Source organism: Halorubrum ezzemoulense (assembly GCF_004126515.1).
GTDB classification, from domain to species: Archaea; Halobacteriota; Halobacteria; order Halobacteriales; family Haloferacaceae; genus Halorubrum; species Halorubrum ezzemoulense.
Genome location: NZ_CP034940.1, coordinates 1,571,218 through 1,594,773, shown reverse-complemented (window position 1 = coordinate 1,594,773; position 23,556 = coordinate 1,571,218). Strand labels below are relative to the sequence as shown.

At 69.4% G+C, this 23,556-nt stretch carries 29 protein-coding genes and 1 pseudogene; 17 read left to right on the top strand and 13 right to left on the bottom strand.

Translation table 11 applies throughout. The annotated features are described in order from the left end of the window. Positions 1–22: 22 nt before the first annotated feature. The 7 genes and pseudogenes from EO776_RS07970 to EO776_RS07940 all read right to left on the bottom strand — a co-directional run bounded on the left by EO776_RS07970 (position 23) and on the right by EO776_RS07940 (position 5,013). Entirely contained in the window at positions 23–862 is an 840-nt protein-coding gene (locus tag EO776_RS07970) for an SDR family oxidoreductase (RefSeq protein WP_233127158.1), read from the bottom strand. Between the two features lie 72 nt (positions 863–934). After that, positions 935–1,410: pseudogene (locus EO776_RS07965) on the bottom strand (GNAT family N-acetyltransferase). A 54-nt stretch (positions 1,411–1,464) separates the two neighbouring features. After that, positions 1,465–2,226 carry an archaeal proteasome endopeptidase complex subunit alpha gene (gene psmA / locus EO776_RS07960; RefSeq protein WP_049929499.1) on the bottom strand — a complete coding sequence of 254 codons (762 nt, stop codon included), beginning with the start codon at positions 2,224–2,226 and terminating at the stop codon, positions 1,465–1,467. A 4-nt stretch (positions 2,227–2,230) separates the two neighbouring features. Beyond that, complete coding sequence (locus EO776_RS07955; RefSeq protein ID WP_049929501.1) at positions 2,231–2,710, bottom strand: Rpp14/Pop5 family protein; 480 nt, start codon at positions 2,708–2,710, stop codon at positions 2,231–2,233. Positions 2,711–2,717: 7 nt separating this feature from the next. Further along, the gene (locus EO776_RS07950; protein ID WP_094580175.1) at positions 2,718–3,341 is read right to left on the bottom strand and encodes a class I SAM-dependent methyltransferase; all 624 of its coding nucleotides are present in this window, start codon (positions 3,339–3,341) and stop codon (positions 2,718–2,720) included. Beyond that, complete coding sequence (locus EO776_RS07945; RefSeq protein ID WP_094580174.1) at positions 3,322–4,074, bottom strand: RNase P subunit p30 family protein; 753 nt, start codon at positions 4,072–4,074, stop codon at positions 3,322–3,324. Before EO776_RS07945 ends, EO776_RS07950 begins: the two co-directional genes overlap by 20 nt. Positions 4,075–4,197: 123 nt before the next feature. Further along, complete coding sequence (locus EO776_RS07940; protein WP_049929504.1) at positions 4,198–5,013, bottom strand: DUF6498-containing protein; 816 nt, start codon at positions 5,011–5,013, stop codon at positions 4,198–4,200. Positions 5,014–5,084: 71 nt separating this feature from the next. Here EO776_RS07940 and EO776_RS07935 point away from each other — a divergent pair, with 71 nt between their 5' ends. The 11 genes from EO776_RS07935 (at position 5,085) to EO776_RS18940 (ending at position 12,078) form a co-directional block, all read left to right on the top strand. Then, entirely contained in the window at positions 5,085–5,369 is a 285-nt protein-coding gene (locus EO776_RS07935) for a DUF357 domain-containing protein (RefSeq protein WP_086216485.1), read from the top strand. 81 nt (positions 5,370–5,450) lie between these two features. Beyond that, a complete protein-coding gene (locus EO776_RS07930; protein ID WP_100050472.1) occupies positions 5,451–6,569 on the top strand; it encodes a M20 family metallopeptidase in 1,119 nt (372 codons plus the stop codon). A gap of 102 nt (positions 6,570–6,671) precedes the next feature. Then, the gene (locus EO776_RS07925) at positions 6,672–6,824 is read left to right on the top strand and encodes a 50S ribosomal protein L39e (protein WP_004050128.1); all 153 of its coding nucleotides are present in this window, start codon (positions 6,672–6,674) and stop codon (positions 6,822–6,824) included. Continuing rightward, positions 6,825–7,103 carry a 50S ribosomal protein L31e gene (locus tag EO776_RS07920; RefSeq protein ID WP_049929507.1) on the top strand — a complete coding sequence of 93 codons (279 nt, stop codon included), beginning with the start codon at positions 6,825–6,827 and terminating at the stop codon, positions 7,101–7,103. Between the two features lies 1 nt (position 7,104). Next, positions 7,105–7,770, top strand: a complete 666-nt coding sequence (locus EO776_RS07915; RefSeq protein ID WP_049929508.1) for a translation initiation factor IF-6 — start codon at positions 7,105–7,107, stop codon at positions 7,768–7,770. A gap of 102 nt (positions 7,771–7,872) precedes the next feature. Next, positions 7,873–8,850 (top strand): ABC transporter ATP-binding protein, encoded by a 978-nt coding sequence (locus tag EO776_RS07910; protein ID WP_094580172.1) that lies wholly within the window; start codon positions 7,873–7,875, stop codon positions 8,848–8,850. Continuing rightward, positions 8,847–9,662, top strand: coding sequence for an ABC transporter permease subunit (locus tag EO776_RS07905; protein WP_086219604.1), 816 nt, complete (start codon positions 8,847–8,849; stop codon positions 9,660–9,662). Before EO776_RS07910 ends, EO776_RS07905 begins: the two co-directional genes overlap by 4 nt. Before the next feature lie 126 nt (positions 9,663–9,788). Further along, the gene (rpl18a, locus tag EO776_RS07900) at positions 9,789–9,965 is read left to right on the top strand and encodes a 50S ribosomal protein L18Ae (protein ID WP_049929511.1); all 177 of its coding nucleotides are present in this window, start codon (positions 9,789–9,791) and stop codon (positions 9,963–9,965) included. Continuing rightward, a complete protein-coding gene (pfdA, locus tag EO776_RS07895; RefSeq protein ID WP_049929512.1) occupies positions 9,965–10,423 on the top strand; it encodes a prefoldin subunit alpha in 459 nt (152 codons plus the stop codon). The genes rpl18a and pfdA overlap by 1 nt, the downstream gene beginning before the upstream one ends. A 15-nt stretch (positions 10,424–10,438) precedes the next feature. Continuing rightward, positions 10,439–11,518, top strand: a complete 1,080-nt coding sequence (gene ftsY, locus EO776_RS07890; protein WP_086219602.1) for a signal recognition particle-docking protein FtsY — start codon at positions 10,439–10,441, stop codon at positions 11,516–11,518. 101 nt (positions 11,519–11,619) lie between these two features. After that, complete coding sequence (locus tag EO776_RS18940; protein WP_186279028.1) at positions 11,620–12,078, top strand: hypothetical protein; 459 nt, start codon at positions 11,620–11,622, stop codon at positions 12,076–12,078. A gap of 217 nt (positions 12,079–12,295) precedes the next feature. Here EO776_RS18940 and EO776_RS07875 read toward each other — a convergent pair whose 3' ends face one another. From EO776_RS07875 to EO776_RS07850, 6 genes are all read right to left on the bottom strand, one after another. Then, the gene (locus EO776_RS07875; protein ID WP_089307628.1) at positions 12,296–13,330 is read right to left on the bottom strand and encodes a tyrosine-type recombinase/integrase; all 1,035 of its coding nucleotides are present in this window, start codon (positions 13,328–13,330) and stop codon (positions 12,296–12,298) included. Continuing rightward, on the bottom strand, positions 13,323–13,703 hold the full coding sequence (locus EO776_RS07870) for a DUF5805 domain-containing protein (protein WP_094580170.1): 381 nt from the start codon (positions 13,701–13,703) through the stop codon (positions 13,323–13,325). Before EO776_RS07870 ends, EO776_RS07875 begins: the two co-directional genes overlap by 8 nt. Positions 13,704–14,117: 414 nt before the next feature. Next, positions 14,118–15,023 (bottom strand): hypothetical protein, encoded by a 906-nt coding sequence (locus EO776_RS07865; protein ID WP_094495704.1) that lies wholly within the window; start codon positions 15,021–15,023, stop codon positions 14,118–14,120. A 100-nt stretch (positions 15,024–15,123) separates the two neighbouring features. Continuing rightward, positions 15,124–17,010, bottom strand: a complete 1,887-nt coding sequence (locus EO776_RS07860) for an alanine-zipper protein (RefSeq protein ID WP_094519761.1) — start codon at positions 17,008–17,010, stop codon at positions 15,124–15,126. 93 nt (positions 17,011–17,103) lie between these two features. Further along, the gene (locus EO776_RS07855; protein WP_094519762.1) at positions 17,104–17,937 is read right to left on the bottom strand and encodes an MBL fold metallo-hydrolase; all 834 of its coding nucleotides are present in this window, start codon (positions 17,935–17,937) and stop codon (positions 17,104–17,106) included. Between the two features lie 220 nt (positions 17,938–18,157). Beyond that, positions 18,158–18,811: a potassium channel family protein gene (locus tag EO776_RS07850; RefSeq protein WP_049929520.1), complete on the bottom strand. Its 654-nt coding sequence runs from the start codon at positions 18,809–18,811 to the stop codon at positions 18,158–18,160. Positions 18,812–19,013: 202 nt separating this feature from the next. Between EO776_RS07850 and EO776_RS07845 the strand changes: the two genes are divergently transcribed. The 6 genes from EO776_RS07845 to EO776_RS07825 all read left to right on the top strand — a co-directional run bounded on the left by EO776_RS07845 (position 19,014) and on the right by EO776_RS07825 (position 23,542). Further along, a complete protein-coding gene (locus EO776_RS07845) occupies positions 19,014–20,468 on the top strand; it encodes an APC family permease (RefSeq protein WP_094519763.1) in 1,455 nt (484 codons plus the stop codon). A 4-nt stretch (positions 20,469–20,472) separates the two neighbouring features. Then, positions 20,473–21,126, top strand: a complete 654-nt coding sequence (locus EO776_RS07840) for a potassium channel family protein (RefSeq protein ID WP_049929522.1) — start codon at positions 20,473–20,475, stop codon at positions 21,124–21,126. A 253-nt stretch (positions 21,127–21,379) separates the two neighbouring features. Further along, the gene (locus EO776_RS07835) at positions 21,380–21,865 is read left to right on the top strand and encodes a hypothetical protein (RefSeq protein ID WP_086216366.1); all 486 of its coding nucleotides are present in this window, start codon (positions 21,380–21,382) and stop codon (positions 21,863–21,865) included. A gap of 136 nt (positions 21,866–22,001) precedes the next feature. Then, entirely contained in the window at positions 22,002–22,142 is a 141-nt protein-coding gene (locus tag EO776_RS18935) for a hypothetical protein (RefSeq protein ID WP_155120025.1), read from the top strand. A gap of 122 nt (positions 22,143–22,264) precedes the next feature. Then, a complete protein-coding gene (locus tag EO776_RS07830; RefSeq protein ID WP_049929524.1) occupies positions 22,265–23,008 on the top strand; it encodes an SDR family NAD(P)-dependent oxidoreductase in 744 nt (247 codons plus the stop codon). A 120-nt stretch (positions 23,009–23,128) separates the two neighbouring features. Then, complete coding sequence (locus EO776_RS07825; RefSeq protein WP_094519764.1) at positions 23,129–23,542, top strand: universal stress protein; 414 nt, start codon at positions 23,129–23,131, stop codon at positions 23,540–23,542. Positions 23,543–23,556 lie beyond the last annotated feature (14 nt).

The window sequence follows — 23,556 nt, the reverse complement described above, 5'->3', positions numbered from 1 at the left end:
GCTCGACCGGAGCGCGCCCGCGCTACGAGGTGAAGCTCCGAATGAACCCGTAGGCCTTGTCGATCAGGGCGTCGGGGAGGAACCGCGCGAGGACGCCGACGCTCGCGACGGTGCCCGGCTGGACCCGCGCGGGCGGCTGCGTCGCGCTCGCGGCGTCGTAGATGGCGTTCGCGACGAGTTCCGGCTCGACCGAGCCGGGGCCGTCGCCGCCGATCAGCTGCGCGTCCTCGAACATCGCGTAGAACTCGTCGTACGCCTCGGTCCGCTCGATCCCCTCGCGCTCCTCGGGGTCGGCTTCCGACTCCGCGCGCTTCGAGAAGTTCGTCCGCACGGGCCCCGGCTCGACGACGACCACGTCGATGCCGAGGTCGTCGACCTCGTTGCGGAGCGCGTCCGACATCGCCTCCAGGGCGAACTTCGACCCGCTGTACACGCCGCCGCCGGGGATCGACACCCGCCCCGCGACGGAGGAGACGTTGACGATGGTCCCGTCGCGCTCGCGGCGCATCGACGGGAGGACCGCCCGGATCAGTCGGTGCGGCCCGTACACGTTCACGTCGAACTGCTCGTGGACCCGCTCCGTGGTCACGTCCTCGACCGGGCCGAACTGGCCGTAGCCGGCGTTGTTGATCAGGGCGTCGATCGCGCCCTCCTCGTCTAAGATCCGCTCGACCACGCGGTCGATGTCGTCCTGATCGGTGACGTCGAGCGTGGCGAGCTCGCAGCCCGCCTCGCCGAGCGCTTCGATGTCCGCCGGGTTCCGCGCGGTGGCGTACACGGTCCATCCCTCGTCGAGGAACGCGTGCGCCGCGGCGCGACCGATGCCCGAGGAACAGCCGGTGATGAGTGCCGTCTTCTGCACGCGTTTCCGGTCTGTCTCCGACGCAATAACTCTCCCGACGCGGGCGCGGCCGACCCGCCGCGTCCCGGTTGGCTACAGCTCCTCGGTCCGGATCCCCATCGCCTTCGACGCCGGCGCGGTCCGCTCGAACCCCCACCGCTCGTAGAATCCGTCGACGTCCGCGAAGCGGTTGACGTACGCGCCGTCGGGGGCGTTCGCGCGGAGCCACGCGACGAGCGCGCCGACCATCGCCGTCCCGATCCCCCGGCCCTGATGCGGCGGCGCGACCGCCGTGTCCGAGAGGTGGAACACCGACCCGCCGTCGCCGACGAGCCGCGCCATTCCGACCGTCGACCCGGACGCCGTCTCGACGACGTGGACGCCGAACGTCGTGTTCGGGAGCCCGCGCTCGACGGCCTCCCGGACCGGTCTGTCATGCCCGCCTCCCGCCGGAGCCGGCGGAACGCCTCGACGGAGGGGGTCGTCTCGCGGAGCTCGTACCCGTCCGAAAGCGGTGACTCGCCGAGTCCCCGGTCGGCGTCGGCAACATCGACCGCGTCGTCGCTCATGTGTCGGCGTTCGCGGCCGCAAAAGTAGTCGCTTCGGTGCCGCGCTGGCCCGCGCTACTCCTCGTCGTCGGCCTCGTCCTCGTCGGTCGCGAGCAGGTCGCGCTCGTCGAGGATCGACTCGATCTCGTCGACCGGCCGCTCGGCGTACTCGGGGTCGTCGACGGTGATCGTCGCGACGCCGACGCCGTCCGGGGACAGCTCGCCGTCGTTCGACTGCGCGAGGGTGTCGAGCGCGAGCCCGACCGCCTCGTCCGTCGAGATGCCCTCCTCGTACTCCGTCTCCAGGTAGTCGCGGAGGTCGCTGCGGTCGGAGCCGATCGAGAGCGCCTGCCACTCGTACGGCGTGCCCGACGGGTCCGTCTCGAACAGGCGCGGCTCGCCGTTCTCGATGCCGCCGACGATGAGCGCGACGCCGAACGGGCGCGCGCCGCCGACCTGCGTGTACTGCTGGATGTGGTCGGTGATGTTCTTCGTCAGCGTCTCGATGCCGACGGGCTCGCCGTAGCGGAGGCGGTTCACCTGCGCCTGCCGGCGAGCGAAGTCGATGAGCTGGCGCGCGTCGGCGACGTGGCCCGCGCTCGCGACGCCGACGTGGTCGTCGGCCTTGTGGAGCTTCTCGATGCTCTCCGGCTCCATCAGCGGGGAGCGGGCGCGCTTGTCGGCCGCGAGGACGACGCCGTCCTCGGCGCGGATCCCGACGCTCGCCGTCCCTCGTTTCACCGCCTCCCGGGCGTACTCGACCTGGTAGAGTCGGCCGTCCGGAGAGAAGATTGTGATGCCGCGGTCGTACGCCTGCTGTTGGGATTGGCCCTGCATGATATCACTCGGTGTCGAACGTCGTCGCGCCGACGCGGTCCGACTCGGTCTCCACGTCGCACGCGTCTCCGCGCACGACCGCGGGCCGCTCGGACCCCTCGAACGCGACGTCTCGCTGTGTCGAACTGGCGGTCGCGCGACCCATATATCTTTCCTCACAGGCACGTACCGTCCCCGAAATCCCCCGCACGCGGATTCCGACCGGCTCGCCGTCGACCTCGCTCACGCAGGCCACCGCCGCGCGCGCCTCGTCGACGTGGCCGTGTCTGACCCGGACGACCGCCTCCCCGGTCCCGTCGGCGTGCGCGAACGACAGAAGCGTGAGGTCCGCGTCGGCGCTGCCGGCGTCCCCGAGGAGGTTGCCGGCGCTGTACCACAGCGCGCGCTGGAACGCGCGCCGCCCGACCTCGGCGTCGGGCCACGTCTCGATCCCGACGGCGAGGTACCGCCACCGCGGCCGGAGGTGTTTGGGGAGGTGCTTCACGGCGAGATCACGCCGGGAGTTCGCGGACGCGCTCCGCGACGATCACCGCGACCTGGTCGTGAATGCGCTCGACGGCCGTCACCGCGAACCCCTCGTCGGTGAACGCCTCGACCAGCGTGCCGACCGTCGCGGGGTCGTCGACCTCGGGGCTGTAGAACGGAGCCTCGGGGTCCGACTCCTCGAAGAAGGCGACGTCGCCGAGGACGATCCGCCGAGGGCCCGTCTCGCTCATCACGCGGATCGCCTCGCGCTTCTCGTCGTCCGCGAGGTGGTGGAGCGCGAAGTTCGAGGTGACCACGTCGACCGGTCGGTCGGCGTCGATCCCGGGGTCGCGGAACTCGCCGTACGCGAACTCGACGTTTCCGAGGCCGCGGTCGGCCGCCTTCCGCCGCCCCTCGTCCATCATCCCCTCGCTGATGTCGCGGGCGAGGACGCGCTCGGCGTCCTCGGCGAGCGCCAGCGCGATGGCCCCGGTCCCGGCTCCCAGATCGAGGACCACGTCGTCCGCCCCCGGCGACGCGTGGTCGATCACGAGGCTCGCGCAGGCCTGGTACTCGTCGCTCTTCGAGTCGTCGTACGACGCGGCCTTCTCGGAGAACCGTTCGGCGTGTTCAGCGACCGTCTTCTTCATACCTGCCACGTCGGACCCCCGGCTCTATGAAGCCCTCGGAGCGCCGCTCTCGGTTACGCTCGACGAGGTCGCCCCACGCCCGGAGCCCCGCGCGGACGGCCTCGGCGTCGAAGCCGATCGCCTCGCCGACCGCGACCAACTCGCGGGGCGCGCGGAGTCCGAGGTGCGACCGCGCGTTCGCGCTCACGACGTACGGCGCGTCGTAGTGGGCGACGATCTCCCGGAGCTTCCGGAGGTCGGCGAGCGCCCGAACCCGCTTCCCGCCGGTCTCGCGGAGCGCGGGGCCGAAGTCGAACTCGACCCGGACGCCGTTGTCCCGTGCCGCCTTCGCGAGGACGTGGTTGAAGTCGCCGCCGCCCGCCATCGGCCGGACGAGGACGTCGACGCGGGCCTGCTCGACCGCGAACCGGTTCAGCGCGTCGTCGCCGCCGACCACGCAGACCACGGTTCGGTCGGACCGGTAGTTTCCGACCGCGCCCGAGGCGCTCGTCGGATCGTCGGCGTCGATCTCGACCGCGTCGACGACGTCGATCCCGTACTCCTCGCGGAGCGCCTCCGGGTCGCGAGCCGGGCTCTCGCCGCGGTCCGCAGCGCTCAGACCGCCGTCCCCGGCCGCCGTCAGCGCGTCGCGCGTCCGCACCACGATCCCGTCGTACCCGTGCCGGGCCGCGGTGGCGGCGTGGCGCGCGACGGTTGCCTCCCCGTCGGGATAGGCGTGAACGGCCTCGTACATGCCCCGCCGTTTCGCGGCCGAGCGTATCGGCGTTGCGCTTTCGGCACCGCGACGCCGGCCGCGTCCTGTCTCCTCGCCGCGTTCGCTTCCCTCCCATCGCCGACGCGACCGCGCCCCGCGTCGTCAGGCGTCTCCGACGGACTCTTCGTCCTTCTTCCAGTCGCGCCTGGCGTCCTCGCCGGTAAACCACGTCGCGATCCCGTCCGGGTCGTCCTCCTGGAAGGCGCGCCGCCGGCTCCATTCGACGGTCGCCTTCCCGAGCGCGATCGGGAGGAGGTACGGAACGAGGAGGACCGCGTCGGCGACGCCGTCGAGCAGCCCGGGAGCCAGTACCACATCGATCACGGCGATTCCGAATGTCACCGAAACGACCGTCAGTATCGCGACGACGAAGTAGAAGAAGACGACGCGCTGGGCGGCCTCGACCACCATGTACGGCGACTGGTCCTCGTAGGCGCGCTCGGCGAAGAACTCCCGACGCACCTCCCCGACCTGCGCGCCGCAGACGCCGAGCGTCGCCACTCCGACCGTGGGCGTGAGGTACGAGAGCGCCTCCCAGCCGACCGCCAAGAGCGGAAACATCATGAACGCGAACACCCCGAGCGACCGGCGGACGACGCGGAAGTTCCGCCGGTAGATCGGCGGGAGCCACGAGACGAGGTGAACCGGCTCCGCGTCGGTCTCCCACACCTCGTCTCGCTCGGCGTCCTCGTCGTAGCCGGTGATGTAGAACGAGCGGTCTTCGAGCCGGATCGGTCGCTCGGCGAACATCGCGGCGGCGGCGTGGGCGATCACGAGGGCGGCGACCTCTATCCAATACACCGCGAGCAGTTCACCGACGCGCCAGCCGAACCCGACGACGCCGGCGAGCGGGAGGAGGTTCGTCGCGACCACGAGGGCGAGGGCCGATCGGCCCCCTGCGGGAGGGCGGGACTTCATCAGTCCAGTGTAACGGGTCGCGAGCGCAAAAATACCCGACCGCTTTTGTCCGCCCGACGGAACGCTCTGACATGCCCGCCGATCTTGAGGAGAAGACGGACCGCTACGAGCGGATGCTCGCGGACGCGCTGGCCGTCGCGGAGCCGCGCCCGCCGGCGGACACGCCGCTGGGCGAGGCCGCGGCGGACGTGACCGAGATGGCGGAGTCGTACCTCGACGACGGCCGCCACTTCCGCGACGACGGCGACCCGGTGAACGCGCTCGCCTCCTACTCGTACGGCTACGGCTGGCTCGACGCCGGGGTCCGGCTCGGGCTGTTCGCGGTGCCCGACGACACGGAGCTGTTCACGACCTGAGCGCCGGCCCGCTCCGGGGCCCGCGCTCGCCGCGCCCGACGTGAGGGACGCGCTTATGCGGCGACGGCCGTCACTGAGTCCATGGACGAACTCGCGGACCTCACCGAGCGGCTCGTCTCGATCCCATCGCACGAGGACGAGACGGCAGCGGGCGACGCGATCGAGGAGTGGCTGCGCGCGGAGACGGACGCGACCGTCGAGCGCGACGACGCCGGCAACGTGCTCGCGTTCAGGGGCGCGACCGACGACCCCGATGCCGACTCGCTCGCGCTCGTCGGCCACCACGACGTCGTCCCGCCCGCGCCCGAACAGACGGCCGGCGAGGGGACGGAGGGCGAGTACGTCGTCGAGCGGCGCGACGGTCGGATCTACGGCCGCGGCACGGCCGACATGAAGGGGTCGGTCGCGGCCGCGATGCTCGCGTTCCGGGACGCGACGCCGCCGGAGGGCAGGGAGCTGATCTTCGCCTCCTTCGTCGGCGAGGAGGTCGGCGGCGACGGGGCTCGCCACGCGATCGACGCGGGGTTCGCCCCGGAACGCGCGGTCGTCGCCGAGGGGTCGACGAACTACTCGAAGCCGGGCGTGACGGACGTCGCCGTCGCCCACCGCGGCCGCCGCGGGTCGCGGCTCGTCGCGCACGGGGAGGCGGCCCACGCCTCGGAGCCGGAGGCGGGCGAGAACGCGATCTACCGCGCCTGCGACGCGATCGACGCGGTCCGCGGGCTCGACGCCCCGGAGGCGACGGTCCTCGGGAACGACGTGTCGGGGTCGCTGGCGGTCACGATCGTCGACGGCGGCGAGACGTGGAACGTGATCCCGGAGCGCTGCGAGGCGACCGTCGACGAGCGTACCGTTCCGGGCGACCGAGCCGATCTGGCTGGCGTCGCCGACGCGACGGCCGGGGTCGAGTTCGTCGTCGATCAGGACCTCCCGCCGATGGCCTGCGGCGACGCGGCGTTCGCGGACGCCGCCCTCGACGTCGCCCGCGCAGTCCACGATGAGTCGGGTTTCGACGCGCCCGAACACGTCACCAAGCCGCACGCGACCGACGCCGGCTGGCTCGCGGGGGCGGGGACCGACTGTCTCGTCTGCGGGGCCTCCGAGCCGGGCGAGGCACACACCGACACCGAGAGCGCGAGCCTGGAAGCCCTCGACCGCTGTCGTCGGATCTACATGGGGGTCGCCGAACGGGAACTGTAGCGGCCGCGAGGGGGAGGCCCCGGACGGAGCGGGGACTCGCGGGCGCCTCGCGCGACCCGTATGGAAGGGGTTTTATGCGCCCCGCGGAAAGTGTGTGCCACTATGGGAGACAAGTCGAAGGCTCAAAAGAAGCGTCTGGCGAAGGCGGAGCGCCAGAACACCCGCGTCCCCGCGTGGGTCATGATGAAGACGGACATGAACGTGACGCGAAACCCCAAGCGGCGCAACTGGCGCCGGAACGACCTGGACGAGTAAATGTCGACGAACGACTTCGAGGAGCGCGTCGTCACCGTCCCGCTCCGCGACGCCAAGGAGAAGCCCGTCCAGCAGCGCGCCGACTACGCGATGAAGATCACGCGGCAGCACCTCGCGAAGCACTTCTCCGTCGACGAGGGCGACGTGATCATCGACGGCTCCGTCAACGAGGCCGTCTGGGCGAACGGGCGCCAGAACCCGCCCAGCACGGTGCGGGTCCGCGCGGCTCGGTTCGTCGAGGACGGCGAACCGGTCGTCGAGGCCGAGCACGCCGAGTAACGTGTTACGGGCGACCTTCACCGGCTCGTCGTACGTGGGCGTGTTCGCCCGCGCCGTCGACGACCTCCTGTTGATCCGACCGGACGTCGACGAGGCGCTCGCCGAGGACCTCGGGGCGGAACTCGGCGCGGAGCCGCTGCTGACGACGGTCGGGAGGTCCAACACGGTCGGATCCCTCGCGACGGGCAACGAGAACGGGATCCTCGTCTCCTCGCGCGCGACCGAGCGCGAGAAGGAGCGGATCGCGGACGCCGCCGGCGTCCCGGTGCGCGAACTCCCGGGCGAGATCAACGCCGCCGGGAACGTCGTCCTCGCGAACGACTACGGCGCGTACGTCCACCCGGACCTCTCGCGCGAATCGATCCGGACGATCAAAGACGCGCTCGACGTTCCCGTGACCCGGGGCGATCTCGGGGACGTCCGGACGGTCGGAACCGCGGCGGTCGCCAACGACACGGGCGTGCTGTGTCATCCACAGTCGACGGAGTCGGAGCTTCAAGCGGTCGAGGAGGCGCTCGACGTCCGCGCCGACCTCGGCACCATCAACTACGGCGCGCCGCTCGTCGGCTCCGGCCTCCTCGCCACCGACGAGGGGTACGTCGTCGGTGACGACACGACCGGACCGGAGCTCGGCCGCATCGAGGAGACGCTCGGCTTCATCGACTGAACCGCGCTCCGCCTTCTCCCCGCCGCCCCCTCGTCGCCGCCCCCGCTTCGCTTCGCGAACCTCACTCCCACATTTAAGAGCTACAGCGGAGTTGAGGACGGTATGCCCGCTATCGAGTGCCGCGGCCTCTCCAAGTACTACGGCGACGTCCGGGGGATCGAAGACGTCTCCTTCACCGTCGAGGACGGCGAGGTGTTCGGCTTCCTCGGCCCGAACGGCGCGGGGAAGACGACCGCGATCCGCACGCTGTTGGGGTTCCTGTCGCCGACGGACGGCGGCGCGACGCTCCTCGGGCGCGACGCCACGGACCCGGTCGCGTCGCGTCGCGCACGCGAGCGGATCGGGTACCTCCCCGGGGATCCGGGGCTCGACCGCGACCGTACGGCCGGCGCGTTCTTAGACCACCAAGCGGCGCTCCGCGGGGAGTCGAGCCGCGACCGCCTCGTCGAACGCTTCGGGCTCGACGAGTCGCGCCGCATCGGCGACCTCTCCCGGGGAAACCGGCAGAAGGTCGCGCTGGTGGCCGCGTTCATGCACGACCCGGAACTCCTGTTGCTCGACGAGCCGACCTCCGGACTCGATCCGCTGCTTCAAGAGGAGTTCGCGGGCCTCGTCCGCGAGCGCGTCGGCGACGGGGCGAGCGTCCTCCTTTCCTCCCACGTGCTGGGCGAGGTGGCGGCGTTGTGCGATCGCGTCGGCGTCCTCCGAGAGGGGCACCTCGTCGCGGTCGAGTCGGTCGCAGACCTCCGCTCTCGCGGCGGCAAGCAGGTGCGGATCCGCGTCGCCGAAGACGTCGATCGCGGCGACTTCGAGCTCCGCGGGATCATGAATCTGCGCGTCGGAGAGACCGTCTCGTTCACGTGGACCGGCGAGTACGACGCGCTGGTCGACCTGCTCTCGGGGTACACCGTCCTCGACCTCGACGTCGTCGATGCGCCGCTCGAAGAGGCGTTCATGACGTTCTACGACGGCGACGTTCCGGGACCGATCGGCGGCGGCGAGCGTCAGGAGGCCGAGGCGTCGACCAACCGCGGAGCGCACGCGGATCCGACCGCCGAATCGGGGGGTGACGAGCGATGAGCGACCGCGCGACCCCGTGGCTCGCGATCGCACGGTACGACGCCGCCGGCCGGGCCCGCGGAACGGTCGTGCTGACTGGCCTGCTCTCCTCGTTCCTGTTGGTGTTCCTCGCGTTCTTCCCGTCCCTGGCGACCGCGGACGTCGACCTCGACGCGTACGTCGAGGCGTTCCCGCCCGCGGTCCGGGAGGCGTTCGGGATCATCGCCATCTCATCTATCGAGGGCTTCCTCGCGGTTGAGTTCTACCAGTTCGCCTGGCTCCTGCTGGTCGGGCTGTACCTGGCGTACCTCGCCGGCGGGACGATAGCGGGGGACATCGCCTCCGGTCGCATGGACCTGACGCTGTCGGCGCCCGTCGCGCGACGTGACGTCGTGATCGGTCGGTTTCTCGGACTGGTTCCGCTCGTCGTCCTCCTCAATGTCGTGCTGCCGGTCGTCGCGTACGTCGGCGTCGTCGCGGTCGGCGAGACGATCGCGGTCGAACGCCTCGCGGCGGTCCACGCGCTCGCGGTGCCGTATCACGTGGCGTGCGTCGCGGCGGGTATCGCCGTCTCGACGCTGCTCTCGCGGCCGGGGGTCGCTCAGCGGGTCGCGCTCGGGGGACTGTTCGCGCTGTTCATGTTCGACTCCCTCGTCGCCAGCACCGACTACGCCGCGGCCGGGAACGTCAGCCCGACGGCCCACTACGACCCCTCCGCGGTGTTGGTGTTGGGCGAGTACGACCTCACGGGCGCCGCAGTCCTGCTCGCCGCGACGGCCGTCCTCCTCGCGATCGCTATCGTCCGATTCCGCCGCGCGGACCTCTCGGGATGACCTCCCTCGGCACACGATTTCCGTGACGCGACGCCGTGACGGCCGTCGTCGCGGGCGGTCCGCGATGACGCGGCCGCCTGTCGCCTTTTAGGAAGATACTTCCCTGTCCCTGCCGGATCGGGGAACATGAGTACCTACACGGTGAGTGGACGGTTCCAGAGCCGAGACGGCGACCAGCCGTTCACGAAGGACATCGAGGCGGAGAACGAGGACCTCGCCCGCGAGCGGATCTACACCACGGTCGGGAGCCAGCACAACCGGAAGCGCACCCAGATCGAGATCGAGGAGGTGTCCGAGGCATGATGGGCGGCGGACAACAGCAGCTCCAGCAGCTCTCACAGGAGATCCAGGCGCTCGACGAGGAGATCGAGGCCCTCGAAGGCGAAATCGCCGACTACCGCGAGGAGAAGGCCGACATCGACGACGCCGTCGAGGCCATCAAGACCCTCGACACGGGCGCGACCGTTCAGGTCCCGCTCGGCGGCGGCGCCTACCTCCGCGCGGAGGTCCAGGACATCGACGAGGTCATCGTCTCGCTCGGCGGGAACTACTCCGCGGAGCAGGAGCAGGGCGACGCGATCGACGTCCTCCGGCGCAAGCAGGAGGCGCTCGACGACCGGATCGAGGAGACGCAGGAGGAGGTCGACGAGCTGGAGTCCGAGAGCGACGAGCTCGAACAGCAGGCCCAGCAGATGCAACAGCAGATGCAGCAACAGCAGATGCAGCAGATGCAGCAGGCCGAGGAAGGCGACGGGGAGTAAGACGGAGACTATACCGTGTTCGACGGACTGAAAGACAAGCTCTCCGGCTTCCGCGAGGACGTCGAGGAGTCGACGGAGGCCGAGGAGGACGAGGCCCCGCCCGAGGAAGCGACGACCGCTGAGAGCGGCGCCGACGCGACCGCGGAATCCCCTTCGGCGGTCGACGGCGACGCGGGCGGTTCGGACGAGTCGTCGAACGACGACGAGCCGAGTACCTTCCAGCGCGCGAAGGCGTTCGCGACCGGGCGCATCATCATTGAGGAGGAGGACCTCGAGGAGCCGCTGTGGAACCTCGAGATGGCGCTGCTCGAGAGCGACGTGGAGATGAGCGTCGCCGAGCAGATCCTCGACAGCGTCCGCGAGAGCATGCTCGGCGAGTCCCGCAAGCAGGTCGAGACGACCGGCGAACTCGTCGAGTCTGCGCTCCACGACGCCCTCCTCGACGTCATCGCCGTCGGACAGTTCGACTTCGAAGAGCGGATCGCCGAGGCCGACAAACCCGTCACCATCGTCTTCACCGGCGTCAACGGCGTCGGGAAGACGACGAGCATCGCGAAGCTCTCCGAGTGGCTCGGTGACCGAGGCTACTCATCCGTCCTCGCGAACGGCGACACGTACCGCGCGGGCGCGAACGAGCAGATCCGCGAACACGCCGACCGGCTCGGCCGCGACCTGATCAGCCACGACCAGGGCGGCGACCCGGCGGCCGTCATCTACGACGGCGTCGAGTACGCCGAGGCGAACGACGTCGACGTCGTCCTCGGCGACACGGCGGGGCGGCTCCACACGAGCGACGACCTAATGGCCCAACTGGAGAAGATCGACCGCGTCGTCGACCCGGACATGACGCTGTTCGTCGACGAGGCCGTCGCGGGGCAGGACGCGGTCAACCGCGCGAAAGAGTTCAACGACGCCGCCGCGATCGACGGCGCAATCTTGACGAAGGCCGACGCCGACTCCTCCGGTGGTGCCGCCATTTCGGTCGCGTACGTCACCGGGAAACCGATCCTCTTCCTCGGAACCGGGCAGGGGTACGACGACATCACGCGATTCGACCCTGAGGCTCTCGTCGAGAGCCTCCTCGACGAGGAGTGACCGTCGGGCGGACCGCGCCCACTCTTTCCTTTCGGTCGCCTGAGCCGTTCTCCGCGCTCACCGCACCCGGAGCGCCAGCTCTCGAAGTGGGCGCTCGCGGGGTGGTAGTCTGGTTCGACGCCCGGCGGCTCCGGCGGTACGGGGCCGCCGCCGCTCCCCGCGGGCGAGAGCTTCTCGTACCAAGGCCCGGCCGGGCCGCGGTACGTGTCGACGCAGTCGACGAACCGGTTGCGCCGCTCGCGGAATCGCTCGGCGGCTACGTCGGCGCCCCGGTCGCGGGCGCGCTCCGCGAGCGCCGCGGCCGCGCCGGTCCCTTCCGCGAGCGCCCAGCCGTACCGCTCGCCGGAACCGGGTACCGGCTCGCGGTCCGCCGGCGCCGCCGCGAGGTACGGGGCCACGTCGCGAGAGCGGTCGCCGAAGCCGTTCGCCGCGCGGGACAGCCGTCGGGGTCCGACACAGAGGATGGCGGTGACCGCCGTCCCGGCGAGGACGGACAGGCCGGTGAGGGCGGCACTCTCAGGAGCGCCATCGCCGTTGCTTCACCGTCTTCCGACATGTGAGTGACACGGTGCTTCGCCGTCAGTCGACACGCGGACCGTTCGAGCGGCCGGCCGCGCCGTCGACTATTTTCGGAAGGGTTCAGCCCACCGTGCTCGTGTGCGACCACCCCGGTATCTTCGCGACCGGCCCCACAGTTTGGATATAGCCACATACGATTTACGTGGCTGCGCTCGAACGAAACGAGTCGCTACTGGGACGACGAAATTGGAACCACTCTCACGCGAAGAGTCGGTAGACGTTCGCCTCGTAAACCTCCCGGACCTGATCCCCCCAGTTGTGCGTGTACGTGTCGATCACGTCGTCGGCGACATCGCCGCGGAGGTACTTCACCACTCCGCGGTCGCCGGTTCTGTCGCGGAGGTGCGTCGTGAAGAAGTGGCGGAAGTAGTGGGGCGTGACGTTCTCGTCGGCGCCGCCGCCGGTCCGGTACCACCCCTCCTCGCGGGCGTGCCGCTCGACGACGTGTCTGACCGCCTGCGGTTCCAATCGTTCCCCCCATCCCTCCGCGGTGCCGACGAACAGCGGCTCAGCCGGCGACGGCGAGTCCGGACGCACCGCGAGCCACGCCTTCAGCGCTCTGCGGAGTTCGTCGTCGACCGGGATCACCGTCCCGCGCTTCCGTTTGTTCGCGGCCGTTCGCACCTCCCCGTTCAGCTCCTCGCCGACGGTCGCCTCGGCGGTCACGAAAATCGAGTCCGGCCGTTCGGACAGCGCCGGGCGTCCCCCGAGCGAGTACGCCGCGTTGAGGAGGTCCGGGTCGCTGACCGACAGGTCTCGCAGGTCGAGGTTACACAGCTCGCCGACCCGCATGCCGGTCTTGAGGAGCGTCACCACCAGCGCGCGGTGGAGCGGGTGCCGGATTCCGGCGACGAACGAGCGCATCGCAGGGACCGAGACGTCGCGGCGGGCCGGGTCCTTATCGACGGTCTCGTCCATTTCCTCCATCACCAGCGTCATCGGGTTACCGTCGAAGGCCTTTACCTCCGTCATGTACCCGTAAAACCGGTGGAGGTACGCCGCGTACGTCGCGACCGTGCTGTCGGCGACGTCACCCCGCAACGAGTGGACGAACGCCATACAGTCGCGGTGCGTCGCGGCCTCCGGATCAACGTCGTCCAGGAACGCCTCGAACCGCCGGAGGACGCGCTCGTACGCCGCCCTAGTCCGGTCCGTCTTTCCGTGGTAGGTGAGGTCTTCGAGGAAGTAGCCGACGGGGTCGTCGGGGTCCGGAGACGCTCTCGCGCTACTCATCGGTCAACACGTACCCCCCTTCTCGGCCGCTGTACCGAATCCGATTGCGCTCCTGTAGCTCGTCGAGGGTCTCCTCCAGTTCGTCCTCCACGTCGCCGACCACCGCTTGGACGAGTTCGTCCCACGAGCGGGGCCCCGATTCGAGAGCCGCGTGGACGCGCTTTTCGAGGTCGCTACCCCCGGGGTCAGCGCGCTCGGAAGGGGACTCCTCCCGACCTTCCGATCCGGTCGGCGCGAACCCCCTCCGCCCGGCCTGAACCATCGTCCTGACGAACTCGCTCAGCGACATGTCGAGCTCGTCGGCGTGGTCGCGCCACACGTCCTTCTGTTCCGTCGGCACGTACGTCTTCACCGACTGTCGATCGCCTCCCATCGTTCTCGGACGACCGTTCTCGCTGCCGTGACTTCAATCTATCCTAGATTTCTGGATAAGTGACCTTATCTCAGTGAGCAGGACCACATTTTGGCCGGGTTGAGTTTATTATCCAACTCTCTAGCACCATCAGTTCCAACCACTAGTTATACAATCCAAGATATTCGATTGGGACACGCGATGCCCAACGGACGGCAATGTGAATCTGATCGGCCCCGGATGTCGTCCGTCGGCTCAATCGCTTTCCCCGCTCTGCGCGAGCCGTTCGGTGCGGCGACGAGAGTCGTAGTGCGAGAACGCTGGGGTAACTGGCGATAGTACTCGGCGGGTGCCGGTTCGAAACGGCACACATCGGCGCCGGACGTCGTCCCGACTCGAACGCGTACATCTCATGCCGCTATACTATCTCTGGTATCAGACGCGGATCTCCGAGTCGGCCGCCTCTCGTTCGAGCGCCCGGAGGACGCGGGAGACCGAATCGTCGGCCTCGGCCGCGTTACGCATCAGGACCGTCTCGCTCGGGAAGAGGTGTTCCCCGACGGCGAGTCCGTGTTCGCGCGCCGTCGAGCCGGTGACGGTGAGGTAGACGCCGAGACCGACCCTGGCTATCGCCGCCTCCTCCTCCTCGTCGGCCTCCGGGTAGACGAACTCCACCCCGTCGAGCGCGTCGGTCCCTAACACGGCAGTGACGAGGCGCTCGTACCGCGGCGAGATACACAGTGACCCCTCGTAGTCGGCCAGATACGCGCGGTCGTACGTCTCTCCCGGTCTGCGTCGGTCCTCGCGTCCCATCAGCGTGTGGTACACCGTGTCACCGAGACCGGTCACCACGCGCACGTCGGTGTCGACCGGGTCGATCCGGTCGTTGATGTCCGAGATGTCGCCGAGTCCGCCCCCTCGGATCCCGACGACCTCCTCTAAGACGAGGTCGGCGGAGTCGAATCCGAGCGCGAACTCGTGGGTTCGGAGCGCACGGAACGGTTCCTCGCGGCCGACGAGCTTGACCGTCACGTCGCCGAGATCCACCGTGGCGGCGTCGAACACGATTCGCCGCGGCTTGCCGTCCCGGTCGTCGCGCAGCAGCGTGTACTCCGGTTCGGCCGCCGTCGTCGGGTCAGAGTACTCCGCGAGCCGCTCGTACGGGCCCTCGTCGGCGTCGACCGACCCCTTCGTGACGGCCTTCTCGTATCGGAGCGTGTTGCTCACGCCGTCCGCGAGCCGGTCGAGGCGGTCGTCGCTCGCGACGGTCGCGATCCGCTCTAAGACCGCTTCGAGCGGGCGCCCCTTCCGGGGCACGGCGACCGGGACCGGGTCTGTCATTGCCCCATCTGCGACCGCGCGCGTAAAACGGGTTGCGTTTTTCAACCGGGGTGCCGCCGACGGCGTTCGGCGTCGCCGCTCGATCGTCGAAACGGAGCGGCTACGGGCCGAACGCCTCGTTGAGCCGGGTACGGAACTCGTCGAGCTCGTCGAGGTGGTCGTTGATCTCATCTAGCTCGGCGGCAACGTCGTCGAGGTCCTCTCCGAGCCGGTCCTCGATGTCGGTGAGCCGGCTGTCCACCTCCGCGAGGTCGTCCCACAAGTCGTCGAATTCCTCGTCGAAGCGGTCGAGTCCGGACTCCACGTCGTCGACGCGCTCCGCGACGCCGGCCGCGCGGTCCTCGGCGCTTTCGGCCCGCTCTTCGGCGTTCTCGGCCCGTTCGGCCGCCCTGTCGACCTCCTCGTACAGCGTCTCCACGTCGTCGCCCAGGTCGTCGACCGTCTCCGCGGCGGCGTCCGCCGTCCCCTCCACCCGGTCGACGTCGTCGGCGAGGTCCTCGACGTCGCTCTCGACGGCCGCGACGCCGTCTCGGACCGACTCGACGGTTTCCTCGACGGACGCGACCTCGTCCTCCACGCCGCGCACGTCACCTTCCACGCTGCGAACGTCGTCTTCGACCGCCTGTACGTCGTCTTCCACGCCGCGCACGTCGTCTTCGACCGCATCGAGGTCGGTCTCGACGGTCTCCACGCGCTCGTCGACCGCATCGACCGCGTCGGAGGTCGACGCGACCGCGGAGTCGACGCGGGCGACGTCCGACTCGATCTCCTCGCGATCGTCTTCCGCGTCGTCGAGGCGATCGTCGAGGGCGTCGACCTCGGACTCGACGGCGTCCACACGCTCGTCGATCCCGTCGAGGATCTCTCGGGCGGTCCCCTCGCCGTCGATGAACTCCGCGAGCGCGTCGGCGTACGCCTCGATGTCGGCCACGCTCGACTGGAGTCGAGCGATCCGCACGTCGACGCTGCGCGGCACGCTCGCGTCGAACGCCCTCTCGATGGTCTCGATGTCCTCCTCGTCGGCCGCCCCGGTGCGGATCTCGGCCGCTAACGCGGCCGCGAGACCGCCTTCGCCCGGAAGACTCGCCTCGTCCGTCTCGTCGGTTTCGTCGAGTTCGTCGGCTTCCGTTCCGTCTTCGTCGGCTTCCGTTCCGTCTTCGTCGGCTTCCGTTCCGTCTTCGTCGGCGACTTCCGGCTCGTCTTCGACGGCCGACTCGGCGGCTGTGTCGTCTGTTTCGGGCGTTTCGTCGGGCTCATCGGCAGGGGTTGTCTCTTCGGCTCCGGCCTCGGGTTCGACCGCGGCGCCGACCGATTCCCCCTCATGTGGGGACACCGCGGCCGTCCCGTCGTCGGCGACCGTTCGCGGCTCGGGGGTGTCGGGCTCAGGATCGGCCTCGGTTTCGCGGCCGGCGGCGGCTTCCGTGGCGCTCTCTGCCTCCGGTTCCGGTTCCGCCGCGGGTTCCGGGCCGGGATCGCGGGCCGAGGCGCCCTCACCGGACTCCGCGGGGTCTCCCGCCAACAGTTCGTCCTCTTCCGCCATTCCGGGGAGCGTCGCGCGGTCGCCGGAGAGCACCTCTCGGACGGCGTCCGTGTCGCCGGCGCCGAGGACGTCTTCGATCTCCTCGCCGACCGGCACGTGTTCGATCACCGGCGTGCCGAGGAACCCGTCGAGGTCGGGGTCGTCGTCGCGGATCCCGAACACCGTCTCGACGGTCTCGTCGGGGTCTATCACCCGTTCGAACTCCACGCGGTGGTCCTTGTACGCGGTCCAGTTCTCGCTCTCGTACTCCGGGTGGAACCCCACTCGGTCCATCGGGAACGACTCCGGGATCCGGTCGACGATACGCACCCGTACGGGGTCCTCACGGTGTGAGGAGAGGGTGTACATCACCGCCGGCACGGGGAACGCGTCGTCCGTGAAGGATTTCTCGACGCGGATGCCGTCCTCGTCGACGGTCGTGGCCGCCTCCGCCGTCCGTTCGCTCATACTCCACGGTCCCGGAGCAGGGGCTTAAATTCCACGGGCCGGGTTTCGCCGGTGATAACCGATACGCCGCGAAAACGGCCGTTCAGCTCCCGTCTACAGGTCTATTCGATCGCCGATCTCCACGATCTCCAGCCGATCCGGAGACTCGTAGCTCCGCACGTGGTCGTGGAGCGCGGTCGGGTCGGCGGTCAGCCCCTTCCACATGTCCCAATGGGTCGGGACGAGGCGGTCGAGGCCGAGGTCGTTCGCGGCCGTCGCGATCTCGTTCTCGTCGCTGTACCACTTCGTCTGAACCGGTTCGCCCGTCTCCTTGTCCGGTATCGTGCCCTCCGAGCCGAACGCCAGGATGCCGAGGTCGATGTCGAACCGCTCCGCGAGCCCCTCGAACGTCGGCGACGGCTTGCTGTCCCCGGCGTGGAACACCGTCCCGGCGTCGTGTTCGATCACGTAACCCACCGGATGCGTGGCGTCCGCGTCGCGGGTCTCGACGACGTGAACGGTGAACTCGCCGATCCGCAGCTCGTCGCCCTCCGTCACCTCGGTGAACTGGGCGTCGTCAACCGCGTACTCGTCGGTCCACCGCTCCTCCTCGCGCGCGACCGCGAGCGAGTCGTCGGGCGCGACGAGGTCAGCGTCCGCGTTGGCGAGGATCGGCGCCTGCGAGGGCCCGTGAACGTGATCCGTGTGCTCGTGGGTGGCCAACACCGCGTCCGCGACCTCGACGTCCTCGGGGTCGAAGGGAATCGGGATCATCCGTACCGTCCGCGGCGGGTCGCCCGTGCCCACGTACGGGTCGATCCAGAGGACGGTCCCCCCGCTCCCCTTGATCGCGAAGCCGTTACAGCCCAGGTACCACAGCGCCACCGTGTCGGGGTCGGCGTCCGCGACCGCGCGCGGCAGCCAGTCGCCCCAGTCGGAGTCTGTCATACCCCGTGCTGCGTGAGCGCCGGGGGTAATAATTCCGGAGTGGGTCGGATTCGCTCGGGTGCGTCCAAATTTGTCGGACGCGCGAAGCCGGAATGTCGTTTGAGACGGAACTCGTAAATCGTATATCGCTATATCAAATCTGGGCGACGAGCGACGAGAAACACCCAGTCACGAACGGGCCCTGAGCGGTCGCGACGGCGGTCGCGGCCGTCGGGCGAGGTCACCCGCGAAAGAGTTTGACGACCTCGTCGACGACGTCCGACTCGACGGCGAGGATATACTGTTCTGACGGTTCCAGCAGCGTGTCGGGACCGGCGAGCGACTCTCGGTCCGACGTGGAGATGAGGAGACTCCCGGCCGGAAGGGCGATCTCGTCGAGCCGGCGTCCCGCGACGGGGGCGGACTCGGAGACGGTCACCTCGATGATGTCGAGGTCGGCGGTGGGGAACACGAGCGTTCGGATCTCTTCGCCGGTGAGCATATCGGCCGCGTGGTCGCCGCCGAGCGACTGCGGTAGCAGCGTGGCGTCGACGACCTCGCCGTGTTCCTGTTCGGTCCGCGACTCCGACCTGGCCAGGGTCCGGATAGCCGGCGCGAGGTGGTGCGCGGTCATACAGATATCCGTGTTCGTCTCCGTCTCGTCGGTCAGCGCCGCGATAGCGTCGGCGTTTCGGAGGTCCGCCTGCCTGAGGATCGACTGCTCGGTGGCGTCGCCGTGGATCACGGGGCCGAGGTACGCGTCGGACAACTTCTCGACGCGGTCCGCGTCCACTTCGATCAGCAGCACCTCGTGGCCCTGTTCGGTGAGGTTCTCCGCGGTCTGGAGTCCGACTCGCCCGCCGCCGGCGATGACGAATCGCTTTGACTGGGTCATCGTGTCGTCCCTCGGCTTCCGACGGCTTTAATCCGGGCCGGATTCCGGCCCTCTGGAACAACTACCAGCGCGCTGCCGCCGGGCGGGCGTATCAGGCCCCGCCACGATTCCGCGACTCCCGAATTCACCCGGGGTATAAAGTGACGAGAGTACCAGTTTCGGGGCGTACGATGGACGATACGGGACGCGGCTTTCACGACCGATGAGCGGAAGCGAGACTCGTTCTCCGGAAGCCGAGCTCGGACTGCTCGACGCGACGATGATCGGCATGGGAGCGATGATCGGTGCCGGCATCTTCGTACTGACCGGACTGGCCGCGGAAATCGCCGGGCCGGCGGCGATCGTCGTCTTCGCGCTCAACGGGGTCGTCACCGCGTTCACCGGCCTGTCGTACGCCGAACTCGCCAGCTCGATCCCGAAGAGCGGCGGCGGGTACGCGTTCGTCCGGGAGATATTCGACGACCTCTCGTCGTTCATCATGGGCTGGATGCTCTGGTTCGCGTACATGATCGCCGGGGCACTCTACGCGCTGGGATTCGCTCCGAACTTCCTCGAACTGCTCCACGTCTACGGGGCCGTCGCTCCGCCGGAGGAGGTCGGTGACGTCATCCTTCCCGTCGTCGGCGCGCAGGTCAGCCCGGGCTTCCTGCTGGCGTTCGTCGCCGTCTTCGTGTTGGTGGCGCTCAACGCCGTCTCAACGGCCGCCAGCGGGAAGGCAGAGACGGTGTTCACGATAATCAAGGTGAGCATCCTCGTGGTGTTCGTCGCCTTCGGGCTGGCGTCGCCGATGTTCTCGGGCGCCGAGTTCCAGCCGCTGTTCCCCGCGGGCGGCGGAGCGGGAGCGGTCCTGCCGGCGATGGGGCTCACGTTCATCGCCTTCGAGGGGTACGACCTCATCACGACCGTCACGGAGGAGGTGAAGAATCCCCGGGAGAACATTCCGAAGGCGATCTTTGTGAGCCTCGCCGTGACCGTGGTCGTCTACCTGGCCGTGGTCACCGTCGCCGTCGGAACGCTCGGGGCAGAGGGGCTCGCGGAGGCGGGGGAGGCCGGGATCGCCGCGGCGGCGACCTCGTTCATGCCGACCGGGCTCCCGATCATCCGGAACGGCGGCGCGCTGGTCGTCTTCGGCGCCGTGTTCTCGACGCTGACGGCGCTAAACGCGGTCGTGATCGCCTCTTCGCGGGTCGCGTTCTCGATGGGACGCGAGGGGCAGTTGCTCCCCTCGTTCGGCCAGATCCACCACCGATACGGGACGCCGTTCGTCGCGATCCTCGCGAGCGCCGTGGTCATGTTGGGCTCCGTCGCGCTGCCGACGCAGAGCGCGGGGAACATGTCGAGCCTCTTCTTCCTGCTCTCGTTCGTCATCGTCAACGTCGCCGCGATCAGGCTGCGACGCGAGCGACCCGACATGAACCGTCCATACGAGATGCCGTTCTATCCGGCCCCGCCGCTGATCGGCATCGCGCTCAACCTGGTCTTGACCGGGGTGCTCGTGGAGTACCTGCTGCGGACGGACCCGTTGGCGCTAGCGCTCAGCGCGGCGTGGATCCTGCTCGGCGGCGCCGCGTATCTCGCGCTCAACAGACTGCGGGCGGAACCGGACGCGGACTCGGCGGCGGCAGACGCGACAGCCATTCCGGAGACGGAGGACTGAATCCATGACGAGTTCACTCGACATCGTGATCGCGGGCGGCGGACGTGTCGGCTTCCAAACGGCTGAGCTACTCGCAGACCACGGCCACGAGGTGACGATCGTCGAGCGGGACGAAGACGTCGTCTCCGAGATCGCAGACGAGTACGTCGCCACGGTGATCCGCGGCGACGCGACGAACCCCGACATCATCGAGCAGGCCGGCGTCGAACGGGCGGACGTCGTCGCGGCGCTCACCGGGGAGACGGGGCTCAACCTCGCGGTCTGTCTGGCCGCCAGGGAGCTCTCTCCGGGGACTCGGACGGTGGCTCGCATCGACCGGGCCGCCGGCGAGGCGTACACGCGGTTCGTCGACGCGGTGTTGTTCCCGGAGCGAGCGGGTGCCCGCGTGGCGGCGAACGAGATCGTCGGTGACGACGTCCAAGCGCTGACGGACGTGACGGGCGACCTCGACATCATGCTCGTCCGCATCGCGGAGGGAGCGCCGGCCGCCGGGAAGTCGCTCACGCAGGTCCGGTTTCCGGACGGTACCCTGGTCGTCTCCGCCGCGGACGCCCAACAGGTCGCCCGTCCCGACACGACGCTCACGCCGGGGAAGCGCTACGTCGTCGCCGTCGAGCCCGGCGTGGCCGACGAGGTGATGAACCTCCTTCAGGGGTGAGCAGGACCGACGTGTACGCCGGCTCCCAGTGACACTCTCTCCACGGGGACGTTCGGGCGGCGCGTGTGTCGTTGCGGCGACGGCCCTCTCGGGTCGCTGTCAGCGTGGGCGACGGATTGAAGCGCCGTCTGACCGTTGCTAGGCTGTATGCGTGACGACGACCTCGGAGCAGGCGGAGCGGCCGCCGACGCCGCGACCGACCCGGCCGAACCTGCCCGTCACACGACCGTTCGGGACGCCGAGTGAGCGTCCGATGGCAGTCCGTGCGCTACGTTCTCTCGTCGCTATCCTCGTCGGACCGCACGAGCTCGCGCACGCGGCGGTGGCGCGACTGGCCGGCATGACCCCCGAGATCACGCTTCTCCCGGAACACGCGAGCGGGATTCCCCTGGGGCAGTTCGACGCGACGATTCCGCCGTCGACGTCGACGAGCGTCATTCGGGTCTGCGCGCTCGCGCCGCTCCCGATCAACCTCGCCGTCGCCGTCGGAGTGGGGACCGCGCTGCCGGCGGACTCCCCGCTCGCGGTCGCGTTGTTTCCGCTGATCGCGTACTGGGCCACGCTCTCGGGCGGGGACGTGGCCGTCGCGGCGAACCCGGTGGCGGCGCGGAACGCGGGTCGGTTTCGCGCGCCGGGACGGTGGTGGCAGACGGTCGCGTCGCTCCTGCTCGTGCCCCCAGTGGCGGTCGCCGTCGCGGTGTCGCTGCTCGTCGACCTCCCACCGCCGGTCTCCCCCTAGCGGCCACTCCGCCGGACCCGCGTCGGCACCGGTCGCGTAACGAGCGGTCGGCCGGCTGCGAGGGCCTTTCGCGGTCGATACGGGCCGATCGCGACCGAGGATTTAATCCTCCGCAATCAGTATGTTATACTGTACTATGTGTCACGGACGCACTCCGCGAGAGTGGACGCGAGACGAAGAGGCGACGACCGAGGAGACCGCCGAAGACCCGTCGCTGTCCGAACCCGACGAGGCGACGGACGTCGAGATCCTCACGGACGGCGGCGACGACGAGTAACCCGGCGGTCGACTCGCCGGTCGCCGTCGCGCCACTGCTTTTTCGAGGCGATGCCGACCACCGACCGCCGACGCCGCGATCCGTGAGGAACGCTTAGGAGCGATCCGGTACATGGATCCCGCATGGAGCTACGCCCCGACCTGAGCGGACGGACCGCCCTCGTGACCGGCAGCGCGAAGCGCGTCGGCCGCGAGCTATTGCTTTCGATCGCCGACTGCGGCGCCGACGTCGTGGTACACTACAACGAGAGCGAGGCGGCGGCGACCGCCACCGCCGAGGAGGTCCGCGAGCGAGGCGGGACCGCAGTCACCGCTCAAGCCGACATCACCGACCCGGACGCCGTCGACGAGCTGTTCGACACGGTGGAGGCCGAGGTCGGGTCGGTCGACATCCTCGTCAACAACGTCGGCGACTTCGACGCTCGCCACTGGAGCGACATCGAGTGGGAGTCGTGGCGGAACGTGGTCGAGACGACGTTCTACGGCACGGTGCTCTGCTCGCGTCGGGCCCTGCCCGCCATGCGCGACCAGGGGTGGGGCCGAATCGTGAACCTCGGCTTCGCCGACAGCGACCGGATGCACGCCCACCCCGTGAACTTCCCCTACTTCGTCGCGAAGACGGGCGTGCTCATGTTCACGCGGATGCTGGCGGCGGACACCAGCGACGACGGGATCACGGTCAACGCCGTCTCGCCGTTCGCCGTCTCGAACACCGAGGCCGGCGTCGAGGACTTCCCCCGCGGCCGCCCGGCGGGCTTCGAGGACGTCGCCGCGCCGCTCCGGTTCTTCCTGAGCGACGCCGCCGCGTACGTCAGCGGCGAGAACGTCGCCGTCGACGGCGGGCGACTGCCGGAGTTCGACGCCTGACTGGGAGGACTCCGGCCCGTCACGGTGGCGCCCGCGCCTCCGGCGGGCGACGAGCGGGGCGAACGGACGACCGACCTCGACCGGAGCAACGGTTAATATTATCTGACACGTGAGAGGCGTATGGCTATTCTCGCTGCCATCAGCGACGACGACCGCTACGAGGCGGTGATCGAGACCGCGGCGCGGCTGGCCCAGGCGACCGGTCAGTCGCTGACGGTCGCCCACGTCATCAGCAACGCGACCGCGTCTGGGGCGGAGCGGAGCTTCCGCGACGAGATCGAGTCGTTCGTCGAGGATATCGGCGTGGGGACGACGGTCACGCTCGAACATCTCGACCGGAGCGGGCTTCGGTCCGGAACGGCGGTCGGGAAACAGCTCGTCGATATGTCGGACGACGTCGCCGTCGAGCACATCGTGATCGGCCACCGGTCGAAGGGCCAGTTGGCGTCGCTCCGAGAGGGGAACACCGCGTTCGCCGTCGCCGAGGGAGCATCGGTGCCGGTGACGATCGTCCCCGGCGCGACGGGCGAGTGAGCGACTGGCACGGG